The organism is Exiguobacterium sp. SH4S7, assembly GCF_004336795.1.
Taxonomy (GTDB): Bacteria; Bacillota; Bacilli; order Exiguobacteriales; family Exiguobacteriaceae; genus Exiguobacterium; species Exiguobacterium aurantiacum_A.
The window spans coordinates 419139-435338 of record NZ_SJUT01000002.1 but is presented as its reverse complement, the minus strand read 5'-3'; the positions used below and the strand labels follow the sequence as shown (position 1 = coordinate 435338).

At 50.1% G+C, this 16200-nt stretch carries 16 protein-coding genes; 13 read left to right on the top strand and 3 right to left on the bottom strand.

What is annotated here, in order from left to right:
- Positions 1-11: 11 nt before the first annotated feature.
- The 3 genes from EVJ29_RS06290 to EVJ29_RS06280 all read right to left on the bottom strand — a co-directional run bounded on the left by EVJ29_RS06290 (position 12) and on the right by EVJ29_RS06280 (position 3399).
- Complete coding sequence (locus EVJ29_RS06290) at positions 12-422, bottom strand: MarR family winged helix-turn-helix transcriptional regulator (protein ID WP_131465523.1); 411 nt, start codon at positions 420-422, stop codon at positions 12-14.
- Between the two features lie 146 nt (positions 423-568).
- On the bottom strand, positions 569-2596 hold the full coding sequence (locus EVJ29_RS06285) for a hypothetical protein (RefSeq protein WP_131504813.1): 2028 nt from the start codon (positions 2594-2596) through the stop codon (positions 569-571).
- 68 nt (positions 2597-2664) lie between these two features.
- Positions 2665-3399 carry a hypothetical protein gene (locus EVJ29_RS06280; RefSeq protein WP_131504812.1) on the bottom strand — a complete coding sequence of 245 codons (735 nt, stop codon included), beginning with the start codon at positions 3397-3399 and terminating at the stop codon, positions 2665-2667.
- 179 nt (positions 3400-3578) lie between these two features.
- Here EVJ29_RS06280 and EVJ29_RS06275 point away from each other — a divergent pair, with 179 nt between their 5' ends.
- From EVJ29_RS06275 to EVJ29_RS06215, 13 genes are all read left to right on the top strand, one after another.
- A complete protein-coding gene (locus tag EVJ29_RS06275) occupies positions 3579-3980 on the top strand; it encodes a GntR family transcriptional regulator (protein ID WP_016510027.1) in 402 nt (133 codons plus the stop codon).
- Positions 3955-4836: an ABC transporter ATP-binding protein gene (locus tag EVJ29_RS06270; RefSeq protein ID WP_070327748.1), complete on the top strand. Its 882-nt coding sequence runs from the start codon at positions 3955-3957 to the stop codon at positions 4834-4836. The genes EVJ29_RS06275 and EVJ29_RS06270 overlap by 26 nt, the downstream gene beginning before the upstream one ends.
- A complete protein-coding gene (locus EVJ29_RS06265) occupies positions 4826-5953 on the top strand; it encodes an ABC transporter permease subunit (RefSeq protein WP_131489913.1) in 1128 nt (375 codons plus the stop codon). Before EVJ29_RS06270 ends, EVJ29_RS06265 begins: the two co-directional genes overlap by 11 nt.
- Before the next feature lie 12 nt (positions 5954-5965).
- Positions 5966-6442, top strand: a complete 477-nt coding sequence (locus EVJ29_RS06260; RefSeq protein WP_070327746.1) for a DUF4825 domain-containing protein — start codon at positions 5966-5968, stop codon at positions 6440-6442.
- A 136-nt stretch (positions 6443-6578) separates the two neighbouring features.
- Complete coding sequence (locus EVJ29_RS06255) at positions 6579-8252, top strand: AMP-binding protein (protein WP_070327745.1); 1674 nt, start codon at positions 6579-6581, stop codon at positions 8250-8252.
- Positions 8253-8332: 80 nt separating this feature from the next.
- Positions 8333-8911, top strand: a complete 579-nt coding sequence (locus EVJ29_RS06250) for a TetR/AcrR family transcriptional regulator (RefSeq protein ID WP_070327744.1) — start codon at positions 8333-8335, stop codon at positions 8909-8911.
- Between the two features lie 79 nt (positions 8912-8990).
- Positions 8991-9764: an electron transfer flavoprotein subunit beta/FixA family protein gene (locus tag EVJ29_RS06245; protein ID WP_070327743.1), complete on the top strand. Its 774-nt coding sequence runs from the start codon at positions 8991-8993 to the stop codon at positions 9762-9764.
- Between the two features lie 14 nt (positions 9765-9778).
- Positions 9779-10744: an electron transfer flavoprotein subunit alpha/FixB family protein gene (locus tag EVJ29_RS06240; protein ID WP_131457438.1), complete on the top strand. Its 966-nt coding sequence runs from the start codon at positions 9779-9781 to the stop codon at positions 10742-10744.
- A gap of 107 nt (positions 10745-10851) precedes the next feature.
- Positions 10852-11166 carry a thioredoxin gene (gene trxA, locus EVJ29_RS06235; RefSeq protein WP_070327741.1) on the top strand — a complete coding sequence of 105 codons (315 nt, stop codon included), beginning with the start codon at positions 10852-10854 and terminating at the stop codon, positions 11164-11166.
- A gap of 363 nt (positions 11167-11529) precedes the next feature.
- Positions 11530-13959: a Na+/H+ antiporter subunit A gene (locus tag EVJ29_RS06230; protein ID WP_131465516.1), complete on the top strand. Its 2430-nt coding sequence runs from the start codon at positions 11530-11532 to the stop codon at positions 13957-13959.
- Entirely contained in the window at positions 13943-14380 is a 438-nt protein-coding gene (locus EVJ29_RS06225) for a Na(+)/H(+) antiporter subunit B (RefSeq protein ID WP_131489910.1), read from the top strand. Before EVJ29_RS06230 ends, EVJ29_RS06225 begins: the two co-directional genes overlap by 17 nt.
- Positions 14380-14721 carry a Na(+)/H(+) antiporter subunit C gene (locus tag EVJ29_RS06220; protein WP_071399343.1) on the top strand — a complete coding sequence of 114 codons (342 nt, stop codon included), beginning with the start codon at positions 14380-14382 and terminating at the stop codon, positions 14719-14721. The genes EVJ29_RS06225 and EVJ29_RS06220 overlap by 1 nt, the downstream gene beginning before the upstream one ends.
- Positions 14714-16195 carry a Na+/H+ antiporter subunit D gene (locus EVJ29_RS06215; RefSeq protein WP_131465515.1) on the top strand — a complete coding sequence of 494 codons (1482 nt, stop codon included), beginning with the start codon at positions 14714-14716 and terminating at the stop codon, positions 16193-16195. The genes EVJ29_RS06220 and EVJ29_RS06215 overlap by 8 nt, the downstream gene beginning before the upstream one ends.
- Positions 16196-16200: the final 5 nt, after the last annotated feature.

The window sequence follows — 16200 nt, the reverse complement described above, 5'->3', positions numbered from 1 at the left end:
TCTTTCTCTGTTCAAATAGTATTTAGCTTTTGTAATAGGGCGGATAGCTGTTGCATCTCCGACTCCGATAATACTTTGGCGATCAAATGGTTCGTCTGATCATGGTTTTGTTCACAGTGCTGCAACTCGCGTGCCGCCGTCTCCGTCAAGCGGACGAACACTTCGCGATTGTTTGCGACGTTCCGCTCCCGCCTGACGTGGCCTTTCTCCTCGAGAATCTTCAAGTGACGGGTGATCGCCGCATTGTCGATCTTCATCTCTTGTTGGATCTCGCTTTGCGAGCAGACGCCTTTGTCGTTGACGATCATGAGCATCTCGTAGCGGGTCAGGCTGAAACCTGTCTCACGCTCGAACGATGTCGCGACGCGCTGGTCGGCGAGTTTGATTTGGTATAGCAACCGGCTCATCTCTCGTAGCTCCATTGCGTCCCACCTTTCATATTTGACTCGTCAATCATTGACAAGTCAAATGTTAGCAAGTCGACCGCTGTCTGTAAAGGAGAATGCTCAATAATATAAAATAGTGTTTAGAAAATTCATATATTATTGAGCACTTTCCATTCAAGACTCTAAAATTTTGTACAAGCCTTGAAGTAAAAATCAAATTTTTGAGCAGCATCGGATAAAGAGGCTAAAGCGTAGTATCCTTCTTTAGTTTTTTCAACGCATCCGATGAGAGGAGACGACAAAAAATTTAACATTTGTTCTATTTCAGTTACGTTAGGGATGGGATTAAAACTCGTATCTCTTTTTAAAAGTAAATAAATTTCTCGAGGTTGCATTATTCCTTCTGTAAGGGAATCATTGCTTTCTTCAAATAGACACTCCATTAAAATCCGCAATAATTTTCCGTCTCTAATAATTTTTTCTCGATCAGGAAGAATTAAATCAGCAGTCACCTCACCATTTTGTGAAAATATTTTTTTATATGAATCGGATCTTAAAGGAACTTCGACATGCATTTTTATCAATGTTTCTAAAGTTTCAATATCTAATAATGCAACTTGATGTTTTGTTGCTCTTTCAACTAAACGATCCCCTTGAAATTTATGTCCGATGATAAGTGAGAAATCAGCTTTATGCTTCTTTTTGTGATCTAAAATGGTATCGAAATTAATTTGTCCTTCAGTGACCCCACCGCTGTAATTAGATTTAGCATCGACAGCGACTTTATAGGAAAACTTTGGAGAAGTCGGAGCTTGGACAAGAACATCGGTTTTTCCAGAACCTCCAAGCCATTCAGATTTAAATCCTAGTACTTGGAAAGCTGAATTTAAAGCTTTTTCGAATCTACTTGGATTTACTGAGTCTTTTGAAGATATTCGTAGTTCATTCAAAAGGTCATCAACTTCTGAGTTGTTCTTACTAATAGAGTCAGTTGATTGAGGGTGCACAGCTTTATTTTTACTAAACGCTTTTAACTGCTTACATAGAAGTTCGCCGCGGTGTGTTAAACCGTAATGATTGTATCCTGTTTCTTGAATCAATTGTGCATTCTTTAAAATATGTAATCGTTTATTGATTTCGGTTGAATTCTCACTAGGGAAATTGAAAGAAACTTTTGAAATAATGGTTAAATCTTTAACACTTAAATCTTTCTTTTCTAACTCCAGTAATATCTCAAAAACAAAAGTCACCTTATCGTTGACGCAGAATGAGAAATCTAACTCGAAATTTTGCGAAGGAAATTGTTTGCCTAAGTTTGTAGTAGTAAACAAGGTTTTAGTTTGTCTTTCAATAAAATTAAAATTGATAAGTGTTGAAATAAACGCTCTGGTAGAAGATTCTGAAATACCGAAAGTGACTGAAGAATACTCCGATATTGTCGCAAAATCAGTAGGTGTATTCATCATTAAAAGGTAATCTAAAATTGTGTTATGCATGTCATGTACACTGCCGGGACAATACCCAAATCCATTTTTTCTTTCAGATAAATCAGTACTTTCATTGTTTAAAAAGTCAAGAGCCCAATCTGAAGCTGGAACTTCAGTTTCGTCAATGGTTTGGTCGGAGTAAATGATGATTTCCTCCGGTTTAACATAAGGTATAACGTTAATAAACTTAATTCCTTCTTCTGTCACTGAGTACTTTAATGAAAAATCTTCAAAAGTAATTAAATCAAAATCTCGCAACCATGCCAGTCTTGATTGAAGCTCTGATTTTGTTTTCCAGCTTAGCTTATATTCATTACTAGCTATTTCTTGAAGCTGTGTAGAAGTCAAAGGTCCATTTTGATATAGCATGCCAACGATTTCTGAAAAAAACTTAATATTTGCTGAGAGTATTGCGGCTAAATAAAAATTATTAGGTGAACTTAGCCATTTTTCACTGTCGCTTGTAAGAGACCAACCGTTAACTGTCTTTTTTAAAAATCCAGCGGGTCGTAATTTAATATACAGATTCTCTAACGTGTCCTGTCTGCTACTTCCTTCAATATTAACTAAATAGTTTGTAGGCGTATTCTCTTGAAAGTGATTAAGAATAGTTAATAAAGTATTAGGATAACCTTTTTCGCCTCTTGGAATATTAGGTATAGCGGAAACCTTAGTTTCCCAAGTTCTTGATGGCGGAATATTAGCAGGGTTCAAATTTATCATTAGTAAAACTCCCTTAATAAAATGTCATATATTCCTAAAATACAATAAAACTTGATGGAATAATAACTTTATTCGATTTTTGTCCCATCAAATCGGTATTCGCTGATGAACGTCGTCTTGTCAAACCCATACAGGCGGTCGTGGCGGTTCAAGTCGTCAATTGTTTGGAGTGAATTGAACGACGGGTCGCCAGATTGGGGTGTGCGTGACACGTTCAAATAACGCTCGGTGAAGTCGTCATCCTCGTTCGGTGTCCCGTCGAACGAGAAATGGATCGACTTCACATCGTCCTCGAGCAGACGGATGACGTCGAGCACGCGCTGTTTCTGTTCAGCGGTGTCGTTCCATGCTTCGTGCAGCATGACGGAGGCGCCTAAAAACGTCTCTGGATTCAGTTCGAAGATGGACGTCGGTTCAGGCTTTGTCGTCACGTCGCGCATTCGCACCGCGTCTTCCGGTACGTTCGCCCGGACCGTCTCTTCACGTGACAAGACGTTCGCGGTGACGAGTCGGTCGTGTAGCGTCGTCTCGGCTTCTTTCACCCAGTAGGCGGGCATCACATCGTCATGGATCGAGCCGTCCCCATACGTCCGTGCGGAATACGTCCCGCGAAGCGGTGTCGTCTCCAGTTTGAACGTCGCCTTGTATCCAGTCAGTTTCCAGTCCTGTGATACGTCGACATCGACACGCTCCCCGTACGTGTCATAGATGTAGTCTGTATAGCGCTCCGTCGCTTCGCTTCTCCCGTACATCGATCCGGCGACGAGCAAGCCGACTGCGCCAATTAACAACCTTTTCTTCATTTTCTGTTCACCTCTACTACAATGTACCCGAAAAGACCGAATCCCGTCTCGGTCCAAAGTCGTATTCTATTTATTCCCAATTCCCTGTAAACTGAAAATGCCCTCTAAGAACTATTGCTATTACGTGTACTAATACATATAATACACTTATACCACGTTTACAAGAGAGGGTGTGACCCATGTTATATAAGATCGATATGAAAAGTGCGGAACCTTTATATGAACAAATCGTCAATCAGACGAAAGCGCTCGTCATCCGCGGCATCTTACGACCGGGCGACAAAGTCATGTCGGTCCGTGAGCTCGCGACGGACCTCGTCATCAATCCGAACACCGTCAGCAAGGCGTATCAAGAGCTCGAGCGGCTCGGTTTGCTCGAGATGCATCGCGGGCGCGGGACGTTCGTCTCGATGGACTGGGTTGACCAAGACGCGTCACGCGCGCCGGTCGTCGCAGCCATCCAAAAGCTCGCTATCGATTGCCATTACGCAAACGTGTCGCTTAAAGAAGCGATGACGCTATTTGAGACAGAGTATAAGAAAGTAGGGGAGAACCATGCTGACAGTACAGCAACTGAGTAAGAGAATCGACCGCCAAACCGTGCTCGATGCAATCGACTTCTCGGTCAGACCAGGAGAGATCATCGCCCTCGTCGGTCGTAACGGGGCCGGCAAGACGACACTCCTCCGGACGATGGTCGGCATCATCCGACCGGACACCGGGGACGTCCGCTACGGGCCATCGAGCATTTTTGAGAAAGCTGAATTGAAGCGGGACGTCATCTTCGTTCCGGATTCAGCCGACGCGCTCAAACATTACACCGTCAACGAGGCGATGGATTTATACGCCTCGATCTATCCGTCGTTCGACCGGGCGGCGTTCACCGAGACGCTCACGCGCTACAACATCGGTAATAAAAAGATCCGTCAGTTGTCCAAAGGGCAGAAAGCGATGGTGACGCTGTCGCTCGCCTTCGCCGTCAAAGCGAGCTATTACCTGCTCGATGAGCCGACCGATGGACTCGATGTCGTCGCCAAGGCCGACGTCTTGAAACTAATGATCGCCCAAGTCGAGGCACGCAACTGCTCAATCATCGTCTCGAGCCACCAGCTGCACGAGCTCGAGCGGATCGCCGACCGCATCATCATGATCGAGAAGGGACGGGTCAAAGCAATCATGTCGCTCGAAGAGGCTCGTGAGTCGAGCGTCAAGCTGCAAGTCGTCTTCAACGACCAAGTACCGGTCGAACTGCTCGAACGAAAAGATATCGAAATCATCAACGTGACGGGACGCGTCGTCTTGTTCATGGCGAAAGAACGGACGCAAGAGCTCGACACGTTCGTCGACGCCCACGACCCGATGCTCGTCGAAGAGATCCCGATGTCGCTCGAAGACATTTTCCGGGTCCAATTAGGAGGTGAGGCAAGTGTCATTTAACGTGTTGTTGAAAAAAGATTGGAAACAAGTGTCGTTGTTATGGATTTTGCTCGTCTTCCTTGGGATTGTCGCGTACACGCTCCCGGTGTGGACACAAATGCAGTCGTTCGATGAACAAGTTCAGGACATTCAAATGAATCCGGACAAGTATGCCGAGTGGTTTAATGGTGATGCGTCGAACGCATCAGTTGAAGAGTTGTTCAACCCGCAATATAGTTACTGGATTGGCGATTTACAGACACTCATCCCGTATGTTGGAGTCATCTTTCTCTATATCATCTTCGGCTTCTTGATGGCGTCTGTCTTGATTGGCAGTGAACGCAACAGCCAAATGTCTGACTTTGCGATGTCCCTCCCGTTCAACCGGAACCAGTTGTACATATCGAAATGGTTGATTGGGACGAGCGGCATCGTCGTCTCGACACTCCTTGGTGGACCGCTCATGCTTTGGATGATCCATGCGTCACGCTATTCGTTCTTAATTGAAGGACATACGTTGAAAGTCGCAGCGCTCGTTGGTTTTATGCTATTGACCGGAATTGCTGTTTTCTCGTTGGCGTTATGGATGGGTTCGTTTGGCGGGGAGGCAATCTCGCAAGTGCTCTGGTCGGTCGTCGCACTATTGTTCCCTGTCGGCATCTTATTGCTGATTCAAGGATCGGTCATATCGTTCACTCAAAATACAGAGCGCGTATATAGTGTATTCGAACGTGCGATTGAAAGTGTGTTCTTGCGCGTGATTTCACCGCTTGCGAATGTAATTAACGTCGACACGTATAACTTATATACAGACAACAGCGTGTGGCAAGAGTTCCTAGCCGTTGCTCCATTAAGCGTACTTGCTTTTATTGTCCTATCGTTTGGACTCGGACTCCTTACATTCAACCGGGCCCCGCAAGAGAACAACGGCCGCTTCTTCATGTTCTCGAACTGGCTCTGGTTCGTTCACCTGATGATGGTGCTTTGTTTCGCCATGCTTGGTGGGATTATCTTAGCGAATATCGCGTATTCGACGAACAGCATCCTTTACGTCATCGGCTTCTTGATCGGCGGCTTCCTCGCCCACTTGCTCGCCAAACGCCTGCTCTACCGCTTCAACCTGCAACTCAAATCTTAAGGAGGACGTATCATGAAACGGTTCGGTCTGGTGCTCGTCGTATTACTGTTTGTACTTTCTGGGTGTAGTGATCCCTCGAAGCGGCCCCCGAGTGCCTTTCAATACGAGGGCACATACGTCGGCGATATCAACGCCGTCGTCGGGATCGCCAAGACGTTGCCGATGCACGACTGTTATAAGTCGATCGAGCTGCAGACGAAAAAACGTCCCTATGGGCTGACCGTCCGTTATCATGATCCGGAGATTGAGCGCATCGAGCAGGAGCGGCTTGCCATCCGTAACGCGGCGACGTATTTCACGCTCGTACAAAATACGGAGATCGTCCGTTTCGCGTTCCCGAACCGAACGTACGCGTTCTCTCGCCCCGAGATGGAGGCGTGGCTCGGGATCGACTTCTCGACGATCGAGAAAGAAGAAGAGTTGATTGCCCGCTTGGATGAAAAAATTGGGAATGAAGAGCAAACTGAAGCGTACTTCAGACGCGTCTAAAGTGTATGGATTTTTGAATCCATGCACTTTTTTTCGATATTTTCTGAAAATTATCGGGTAAAGGGTAGATGAAAGCGTTTTCTTAGCATTATAATGGAATTAACTGAATGACTATTCATTCTAAGGAGGAGAATCAATGGAAAAACCGTGGTTACAAGATTATCCAGCTGACATGCCTGAAACGATCGACTACGAGGTGAAACCACTCTATGAGGCACTCAGCCGCGCCGCTAAAGATTTCCCGGACCGGACCGCCGTCTCGTTCATCGGCAAGGATTTGACGTTTGCCCAAATCGATGATGCGGCCCACCGTTTGGCGACGATGTTGCAGTCGAGAGGGTTGCAAAAAGGGGACCGGGTCAGCCTGATGCTCCCGAACTGTCCACAGTACGTCATCTCGTTCTACGCCGTCCTGTATGCCGGTGGGACCGTCGTCCAGACGAACCCGCTCTACACCGAGCACGAGCTTGAAAACTTGATCACCGATTCCGGCGCGAAGATCGTCATCACGCTCGACCTCCTCTATCCGAAGTCGCTCCGGGTGAAAGAAAAGACGGACATTCAAACGATCATCACGACGAGTATCGCCGACTACCTGCCATTCCCGAAAAACAAGCTGTACCCGATCAAAGTGAAACGCGAGAACAATATCGTCATCGATACGACAGGTTCGGTCGCGTTCAAGGACTTCAAAAACTTTGGACCGGTCAAGCCGATCGAGATCGACCCGAAACAAGACGTCGCCGTGCTCCAATACACGGGCGGGACGACCGGGCTGCCGAAAGGGGTCATGCTGACACATTTCAACTTGACGGCGAACGTCGACCAAATTTCGAACTTCTTCTATAAATATAACCGCGGTGATGAGAAGCGCGTCTTGAGCGTCGTCCCGTTCTTCCACGTCTACGGCATGACATGCTGCCTCAACTTCGGGGTGGCGAACGGGTATGAACTCATTCTCGTGCCACGCTTTGACGTCACCGACGTCTTGAAGACGATCAACAAGAAGAAACCACACTTCTTCCCAGGAGCCCCGACGATGTATGTCGGCATCTTGAACGACCCGAAACTGAAAAAGTATGACTTGTCGTCGATCGAGGCATGTATCTCAGGATCGGCACCACTACCGGTCGAAGTGCAAGAACAGTTCGAAGACGTGACGGGCGGGCGCATCGTCGAAGGATACGGGTTGTCCGAGACGTCACCGGTGACGCATGCCAACTTCTTGTGGGATAAACGCATCGTCGGCTCGATTGGGGTGCCGTTATCCGATACTTCTGCTAAAATTGTAAAGGCAGACGGCGAGACATTGGCCGAAGTCGGTGAGATCGGCGAAGTGTTCCTGAATGGACCGCAAGTCATGAAAGGCTACTGGCAAAAACCAGAAGAGACGGCGGCCGTCTTGAAAGATGGATGGCTCGCGACCGGTGACCTCGGCTATATGGGCGAGGACGGGTTCTTCTATATCGTTGACCGGAAGAAAGACATGATCATCGCCGGCGGCTTCAACGTCTACCCGCGTGAGATCGAAGAAGTGCTGTACGAACATCCGGCCGTCAAGGAAGCGGTCTGTATCGGTGTCCCGGACCCTTACCGCGGTGAGACGGTCAAAGCGTTCATCGTCACGCGGGACGGGGTGAATGTGACCGAAGACGAGCTCGACAAGCATTGCCGTGAGAAGCTCGCGGCGTATAAAGTACCAAAGCTGTATGAATTCCGTGACGAGTTGCCGAAGACGTTCGTTGGTAAGATCCTGCGCCGCGTCCTCGTCGACGAAGAGAAGGCGAAACAAGTGAAACAAAGCAGTTGACACCTCTCTTTGACATGATAGAATAATAAATGAATGAACCATCATTCATTTTTCTGCAGCAATAAGGAGCATGGGTGTCTATGAAAAAGAATGTATCAAAAAGTGACCGCATTATCGATGCGGCAGTGAAAGTGATCGCGGACCATGGTTATCACGGTGCAAAGGTGACAGCCATCGCCAAAGAAGCTGGTGTCGCGGACGGAACGATTTATTTGTACTTCAAAAATAAGGAGCATCTGTTGATCGAACTGTTCCAGACGAAGATGGGCCTGTTCATCGACTACTCGAAGCAACAGATCGAGCAGGAGACGACGGCAGGCGACAAGCTGTACCAGTTGATTGAGTCGCATCTCAAGCAGCTGTCGGTCGACTACGACCTCGCCGTCGTGACGCAAATCGAGCTCAGACAGTCGAACTTGGCGCTCCGCCAAAAGATCAGTGAAGTGTTGAAGCCGTATTTGAACTTGATCGATGCGGTCGTCAAGCACGGCATCGAGACCGGGGAGTTTGACCAGGACCTCGACTACCGGCTGGCGCGACAAATGATTTTCGGCACGATCGATGAAGTGGTCACGAGTTGGATGGCGAGCGGCTTCAAGTACGACTTGATGTCGACGTTACCGAAAGTACACCATATGTTGAAAAAAGGGCTTGCTTAACCGTAAGCCCTCTCGCTAGCTCAAAAAATGAATGGAGATTCATGAATGATGGTGCGAACAACTTAAAGGGGGAACTACGATGAATATTTTTGTGTTGCTAAAACGTACGTTCGATACAGAAGAAGCGATCCAACTTGAGAACGGGGAGATTCAAGAAGACGGTGCCGAATTCATCATCAACCCATATGACGAGTATGCGGTCGAGGAAGCGATCCGCAAGCGTGACGATCTCGGGGGAGAAGTCACGGTCGTGACGGTCGGACCGGACGACGCGGACAAAGAACTACGGACAGCGCTCGCGATGGGTGTGGACAGAGCGGTCCGCATCTCGATCGAGGATGACGTCGAGGACGCGGATCACGTGACGATTTCGAAAGTGCTCGCCGCATATTTGAAAGACCAAGCACCAGACCTCATCTTCGCCGGTAACGTCGCCATCGACGGTGGTAGCGGACAAGTGGCGCCGCGCGTCGCCGAGCTGCTCGACATGAACTACGTGACGACGATCACGAAGCTCGACATCAACGGCACGACGGCGACGGTCACGCGTGACGTCGAGGGGGACACGGAAGTGATCGAAGTCAACCTGCCGCTCCTCGTGACGGCGCAACAAGGCTTGAACGAACCGCGCTATCCGAGCCTTCCAGGTATCATGAAAGCGAAGAAGAAGCCGCTCGAAGAACTCGATCTCTCAGACATCGACCTCGACGAAGACGAGATCGGAGCGAAGATCGAGACGATCAAACGGTTCTTGCCGGAAGAGAAGAAAGCGGGACGTATTCTTGAAGGGGACACGTCGACACAAGTGAGCGAGCTCGTTCAATTACTTCGCACGGAAGCCAAAGTCATTTAAGGGGGACATCACATATGAAAGCTTTAGTACTCGCAGAAGCGCGCGAAGGCGCGTTACGGAACGTATCATTTGAAGCGATCGCCGCGGCGAAGCAACTGACGGACGACGTGACGGCGGTCGTCATTGGGGATAACGTCAAAGCACTCGCGACTGAACTCGGGGAGCACGGCGCAGCGCGCGTCCTCGTCATCGAAGACGAGCGACTCAAACATTACACGCCGGACGGTTACGGCCAAGTACTCCGCCAAATCATCGACCAAGAAGGACCGGACATGATCGTCCTCGGTCACACCGCACTCGGAAAAGATATCGCACCGAAACTCGCGGCCCGTCTTGACGCCGGCCTCATCAGTGACGTCGTCTCGATCGAAGGCTCGGGACGAGACGCCGAATTCGTCCGTCCGATCTACTCGGGTAAAGCGTTCGAGAAAGTGAAATTCAAAGATTCGGTCATGTTCTTCACGATCCGTCCGAACAACATCGACGCACTTCCGCGTCAAGCGGGGGCGAGCGTGTCGGTCGAGACGCCGGCCGTCGAATTGAAAGATCTCGCCATGATCGTCAAAGAAGTCGTCCGTAAAGCGACCGGAAAAGTCGATCTCGCGGAAGCGAAAGTCATCGTCGCCGGAGGACGCGGCGTCAAGAGCGAGGACGGTTTTAAACCGCTCGAAGAGCTCGCTGAACTGCTCGGCGGCGCGGTCGGTGCTTCACGTGGAGCGTGTGACGCGGACTACTGCGACTACGCACTCCAAATCGGTCAGACGGGTAAAGTCGTCACGCCGGACCTTTATATCGCCTGCGGGATCTCCGGGGCAATCCAACACTTGGCCGGGATGAGCAACGCCAAAGTCATCGTCGCCATCAACAAGGACCCGGAAGCGAGCATTTTCAGCGTAGCCGACTACGGCATCGTCGGCGACTTGTTCGACGTCGTGCCGCTCTTGACTGAAGAGTTCCGAAAACACCTCGTCAATAGCTGATGGGCATAACGTTTGGGGAAAGTTACCCTCCGTGGTATACTCTGAACATGAAATGCAAGAGAGTTCTTAATTGAACTGTCTCATCTTACTGGGGAGGTATTTACCAAATGGCTATTAAACACGCAACGACTCAAACGTTCGAACAAGAAGTGAAAGAGGGCGTCGTCCTCGTCGATTTTTGGGCAGCATGGTGTGGACCGTGCCGCATGATCGCACCGGTTCTTGAAGAACTCGATCAAGAGATGGGCGACCAAGTCCAAATCGTTAAACTCGACGTTGACGAGAACCCAGAAGTAGCGGGCGCTTTCCAAATCCAAAGCATCCCGACACTCATGATGTTCAAAGACGGACAACCTGTCTCGAAAACAATGGGCTTCCAACCAAAAGAAGCGCTTAAAGAGTTTATCGCGTCAGCAAAATAATAAACGTACAGCCGATCGGGAGACCGATCGGCTGTTTTTTGTTGGCTTCGTTAGGGAACAAGGAGTTTAGTGAGCGAGCAAAGAATAAGATAGGTTAAGGTTTACCATCGATTCGGGAGCGGCAACACGTTTGAGAGAGCTTACATATGCTGTCCGCATCCAATTTTTTTTAGTCGTTTTTTGTCGACTCCCTTCATATTTAACAGTTCAGGTTTTTTTAACCATGGCTAGAAAAGTGAGAAGCTTTTATCATGGAAACAGCCTGAAAATTTACGCTATACTCATGAGGAAGACGTGATGGCGTCAAATGAACTTAATATTTGATGTCATCGTTGTAAGACTCTGTTCGAAGGAGGAATTTTCTTGTCGGTGTTACATTTCGCTATCTTATTGCCGCTCCTCGCGGCACCGTTCATCCCGTTTTTGTTTCGGGCGTTGAAACGGATCCATACGGGCTGGTTCGTACTAGTCGTCCCGGTACTCCTGTTCGTCTACTTCTTCCGCTTCATCGGAATCACGAGTGCGGGAGACGTCGTGAGCGAAACGGTCGAGTGGATGCCGTCGCTCGGGATCAACTTTACCGCTTACGTGGACGGGCTTGGACTACTGTTTGCCCTCCTCATTACAGGGATTGGGGCGCTCGTCGTCCTGTATTCGATTTACTACTTGAACAAAGATAAAGAGTCGCTCGGTCACTTTTATGTGTACTTGCTTCTCTTCATGGGTGCGATGCTCGGTGTCGTCCTCTCGGATAACATGGTCGTCATGTACATGTTCTGGGAACTCACATCGATTTCGTCGTTCCTGTTGATCGGGTATTGGTATGAGAAAGAACGCTCTCGCTACGGGGCACGCAAGTCGATGCTGATCACCGTGTTCGGTGGTCTGTCGATGCTCGGCGGGATCGTCATCTTGGAGTCGATCGTCGGATCGTTCAGCATCCGCGACATGGTCGCGAATCAGGCGCTTATCGCCGAAAGTCCGTTCTTCGTCGCCGCCATGATTTTGATTTTGCTTGGGGCGTTCACGAAGTCAGCGCAATTCCCGTTCCACATCTGGTTGCCGGACGCGATGGAAGCACCGACCCCGGTCAGTGCGTACTTGCACTCGGCGACGATGGTCAAGGCCGGGCTCTACTTGGTCGCCCGGATGAGTCCGGTGTTCCAAGAATCATCGCTCTGGCTATGGATCATCGCCTCGGTCGGGACGTTCACGTTGTTCTGGGGAGCCTTCAACGCCGTCAAACAGACGGACTTGAAAGGGATACTCGCGTTCTCGACGGTCAGTCAGCTCGGTCTCATCATGTCGCTGCTCGGCCTTGGCGCCGCGGCGCTTCACTATGACGGGATCGACGACAACATCTTCATGGTCGCGACGATCGCGGCCATCTTCCACTTGATCAACCACGCCACGTTCAAAGGGTCGTTGTTCATGATGGTCGGGATCGTCGACCACGAGACGGGAACACGTGACATCCGTAAGCTCGGCGGTCTCATGACCGTCATGCCGATCACGTTCACGATCGCCGTCATCGGCTCGTTGTCGATGGCAGGGTTACCGCCATTCAACGGCTTCCTCAGTAAAGAGATGTTCTTGAAGGCGACGACGAAAGTGTTCTCGATGGACTTCTTCGCGCTCGACACGATCGGGATCTTGATCCCTGTCGTCGCGTTCATCGCGAGCGTGTTCACGTTCATCTATAGCTTGATCATCTTTACACGGACGTTCATGGGGAAAGCCAAGTTCGACGAATTGCCGAAACAGCCGCACGAGGCACCAATCGGGATGCTCATCCCGCCGGCCATTTTAGCCATCCTCGTCGTCGTCCTCGGCTTCGTTCCGAACGTATTGTCGAACTCGCTCATCAAGCCTGCCGTCGAGTCGATCTATCCGACGCTCGTCGCGAGCGGGCAAGAGGTCAAAGTCGACATCTACTTCTGGCACGGACCGACTCCAGAGCTATTCATGACGCTCGGGATCATCGCCCTCGGGACGCTCATGTTCTTCATGATCAACAAGTGGATGGGGATCTACAACCATATCCCGAACCGGCTGACGCTGAACGGCATGTACGACGGGTCGCTCGTCTGGTCGAACAAAGCGGCTTATCGCTTTAAAGACAACTACATGACCGGCTTCATCCGGTCCTACTTGATCTACATCTTCCTGTTCTTATCAGGGATGCTGTTGTTCTCGATGTACTGGTTCGACTTGTTCAACTTCTCGTTCGGCGAGATGGAGGCTGTCGCGCCGTATGAATATGTGCTCGGGGCGGTCATCATTTTGGCGGCGCTCGCGATTCTGTTCATGGGCTCACGCCTGCCATCGATTATCTTGCTCGGGGTCATCGGCTATTCGGTCGCCTTGTTCTTCGTGTTCTTCGGTGCGCCGGACCTTGCCTTGACGCAGCTCGTCATCGAGACGGTATCGGTCGCCTTGTTCTTGCTCGTGTTCTATCACATGCCGGAGATCAGCCGCAAAGAAGTTCGTATCAAATTTAAAGTGGAGAACGCGATCGTGTCGGTCATCGTTGGGGTGACGGTCATGTTGCTCAGCTTCATGGCACTGTCGAACCGATCGTTGTCTTCGATCTCTGAGTATTATAAAGAGAACGTCTACGACTTAGCAGCCGGAAAGAACATGGTCAACGTCGTCCTTGTCGACTTCCGGGGCTTTGATACGCTGTTCGAGATCGTCGTCCTCGCCGTTGCGGCAATTGGGATCTATACGATGATCAAATTTAGAACGACAGAACGCACGAAAGGAGCAGATGAACATGAATCGGAAAAATGATCAAGTGAATGACGTCATCTTACAGACGGCCGCGGTGATCATCTTCTTCATCATCATCATGTTTTCAATCAACCTATTCTTCGCCGGGCACTATTCGCCAGGCGGCGGGTTTGTCGGTGGATTGATGACGGCTGCTGCTCTCGTGTTGTTACTGCTCGCGTTCGACTCGAAGACGCTTGCGAAAGTCTTACCGTTCGACTATCGGATCATGACGGCACTCGGTCTTGTCATTGCGATGCTAACATCGCTCCACAGCATCTTTTGGAATCGTCCGTTCCTGACACACGCTTATGACAAGTTCGATTTGCCGCTCCTTGGTGAACAGACGCTTCACACGGCCATCGCCTTTGACTTAGGCGTCTACCTTGTGGTCATCGGTGTGACGATGACGATCATTCAAACGATTGGAGAGAGTGAATAATGGAAATCTTCGTTAGCATCATCATCGGGGTACTGACGATGAGCGCGGTCTACATGATTCTCTCAAAGAGTTTGTTGCGCATCATCATCGGTACCGGCCTGCTCAGTCACGCAGCCCACTTGCTCGTCTTGACGATGGGTGGACTCAAGACGGGAGCGGCACCTGTCCTCGTCGACGGGGTCACGGAATATACTGACCCGCTACCGCAAGCGCTCGTCTTGACGGCGATCGTCATCAGCTTCGGTGTGACGGCGTTCTTCTTGGTACTCGCTTATCGGACGTACCAGGAGTTGACCACGGATAATATTGAGGAAATGAAAGGAACGGAATCGAATGATTAACTTACCGATCTTTCCGATTGTCATCCCTGCACTTGCGGCCGTCATCCTGATGTTCGCACCAAAACAGGTACGCCTACAACGTGTGATGGCACTCGGGGCTTTACTTGTCACGTTCGCGGTATCGGTGTTGCTCGTCTTCACCGTATCGCAAGACGGTATCTTGACCGTCAACCTCGGGAATTGGCCCGCACCGTTCGGAATCACGCTCGTCTCGGATATGTTGTCGGCGCTTCTCGTCACAACATCGACGTTGATCGTGTTCTTCATCGTCTGGTTTGCGACGCATTACTTCTCGGACGCTTATGAATCGAACTACGTGTACGTCGCGATGTTATTTTTACTCGTCGGTGTCAACGGCGCCTTCACGACGGGCGATATTTTCAACTTGTTCGTCTTCTTTGAAGTCTTCCTCATCTCTTCGTACGTCTTGATCGTACTCGGTGGGAAAGGTGTCCAGTTGCGCGAGTCGATCAAATACTTGCTCGTGAACGTCATCGCGTCGGCGCTGTTCGTCATGGCCGTCGCACTTCTTTACGGCGTCGTCGGGACGCTCAGTCTCGCTGACTTGGCACAGAAGATCCCGCTCGTCGAAAATCAAAACGTCATCACCGTCATCGGTGTCTTGTTCGTCATCGTCTTCGGTATGAAAGGGGCGCTCGTCCCGTTGCACTACTGGCTGCCTGGATCGTACGTCGTTGCCCCGACGCCGATCCTCGCTATGTTCGGTGCCTTGCTCACAAAAGTCGGCGTCTATTCGATCTTACGGACGTACACGCTCTTGTTCGACACAGGGTCGTTCATGCAGACGTTCTTGATCGTGCTCGCCGTGCTGACGATCGTCATCGGGATGACCGGGGCGATCGCCTATAACGATGTGAAGTTGATCATCATCTACAACATCATGATCGCGGTCGGCGTCATTCTTTACGGGATCGCCCTCAATACGCAGACGTCGCTCGAAGGGGCGCTCTACTATTTGATGCACGACATGCTCATCAAGGCCGCCTTGTTCATGCTCGTCGGGATGATGATCGGGATCACCGGTTCCGGTCAACTTCGCGACATGGGTGGATTGATCACCCGGTTCCCGCTGTTCGGATGGACGTTCTTCATCGCCGCGTTGTCACTCGCCGGCATTCCGCCGCTCAGTGGCTTCTTCGGTAAATTGTTGATCGTTCAAGGCGGGGTGGCCGACGGCGACTTGTTCGGCCCGCTTCTCATCTTGCTGTCGAGCTTGTTCGTTCTGTTCTCGGTTATTAAGATTTTCCTCTATGGGTTCTGGGGAGAAGAGAGACGTGTCTATGACGGTCCGCTCGTCCCGTATATGAACCGACTCATCGTGCCGACGTTGTTACTCGTCGCAGTGGCCGTCGCGTACGGATTCGGGGCCGAGGCGATGCATCCGTTCATTACCCAGGCAATCGAACCGCTCGTCGACCCGGAAATCTACATCGATGCCGTGATTAAGGAGTGATTTAG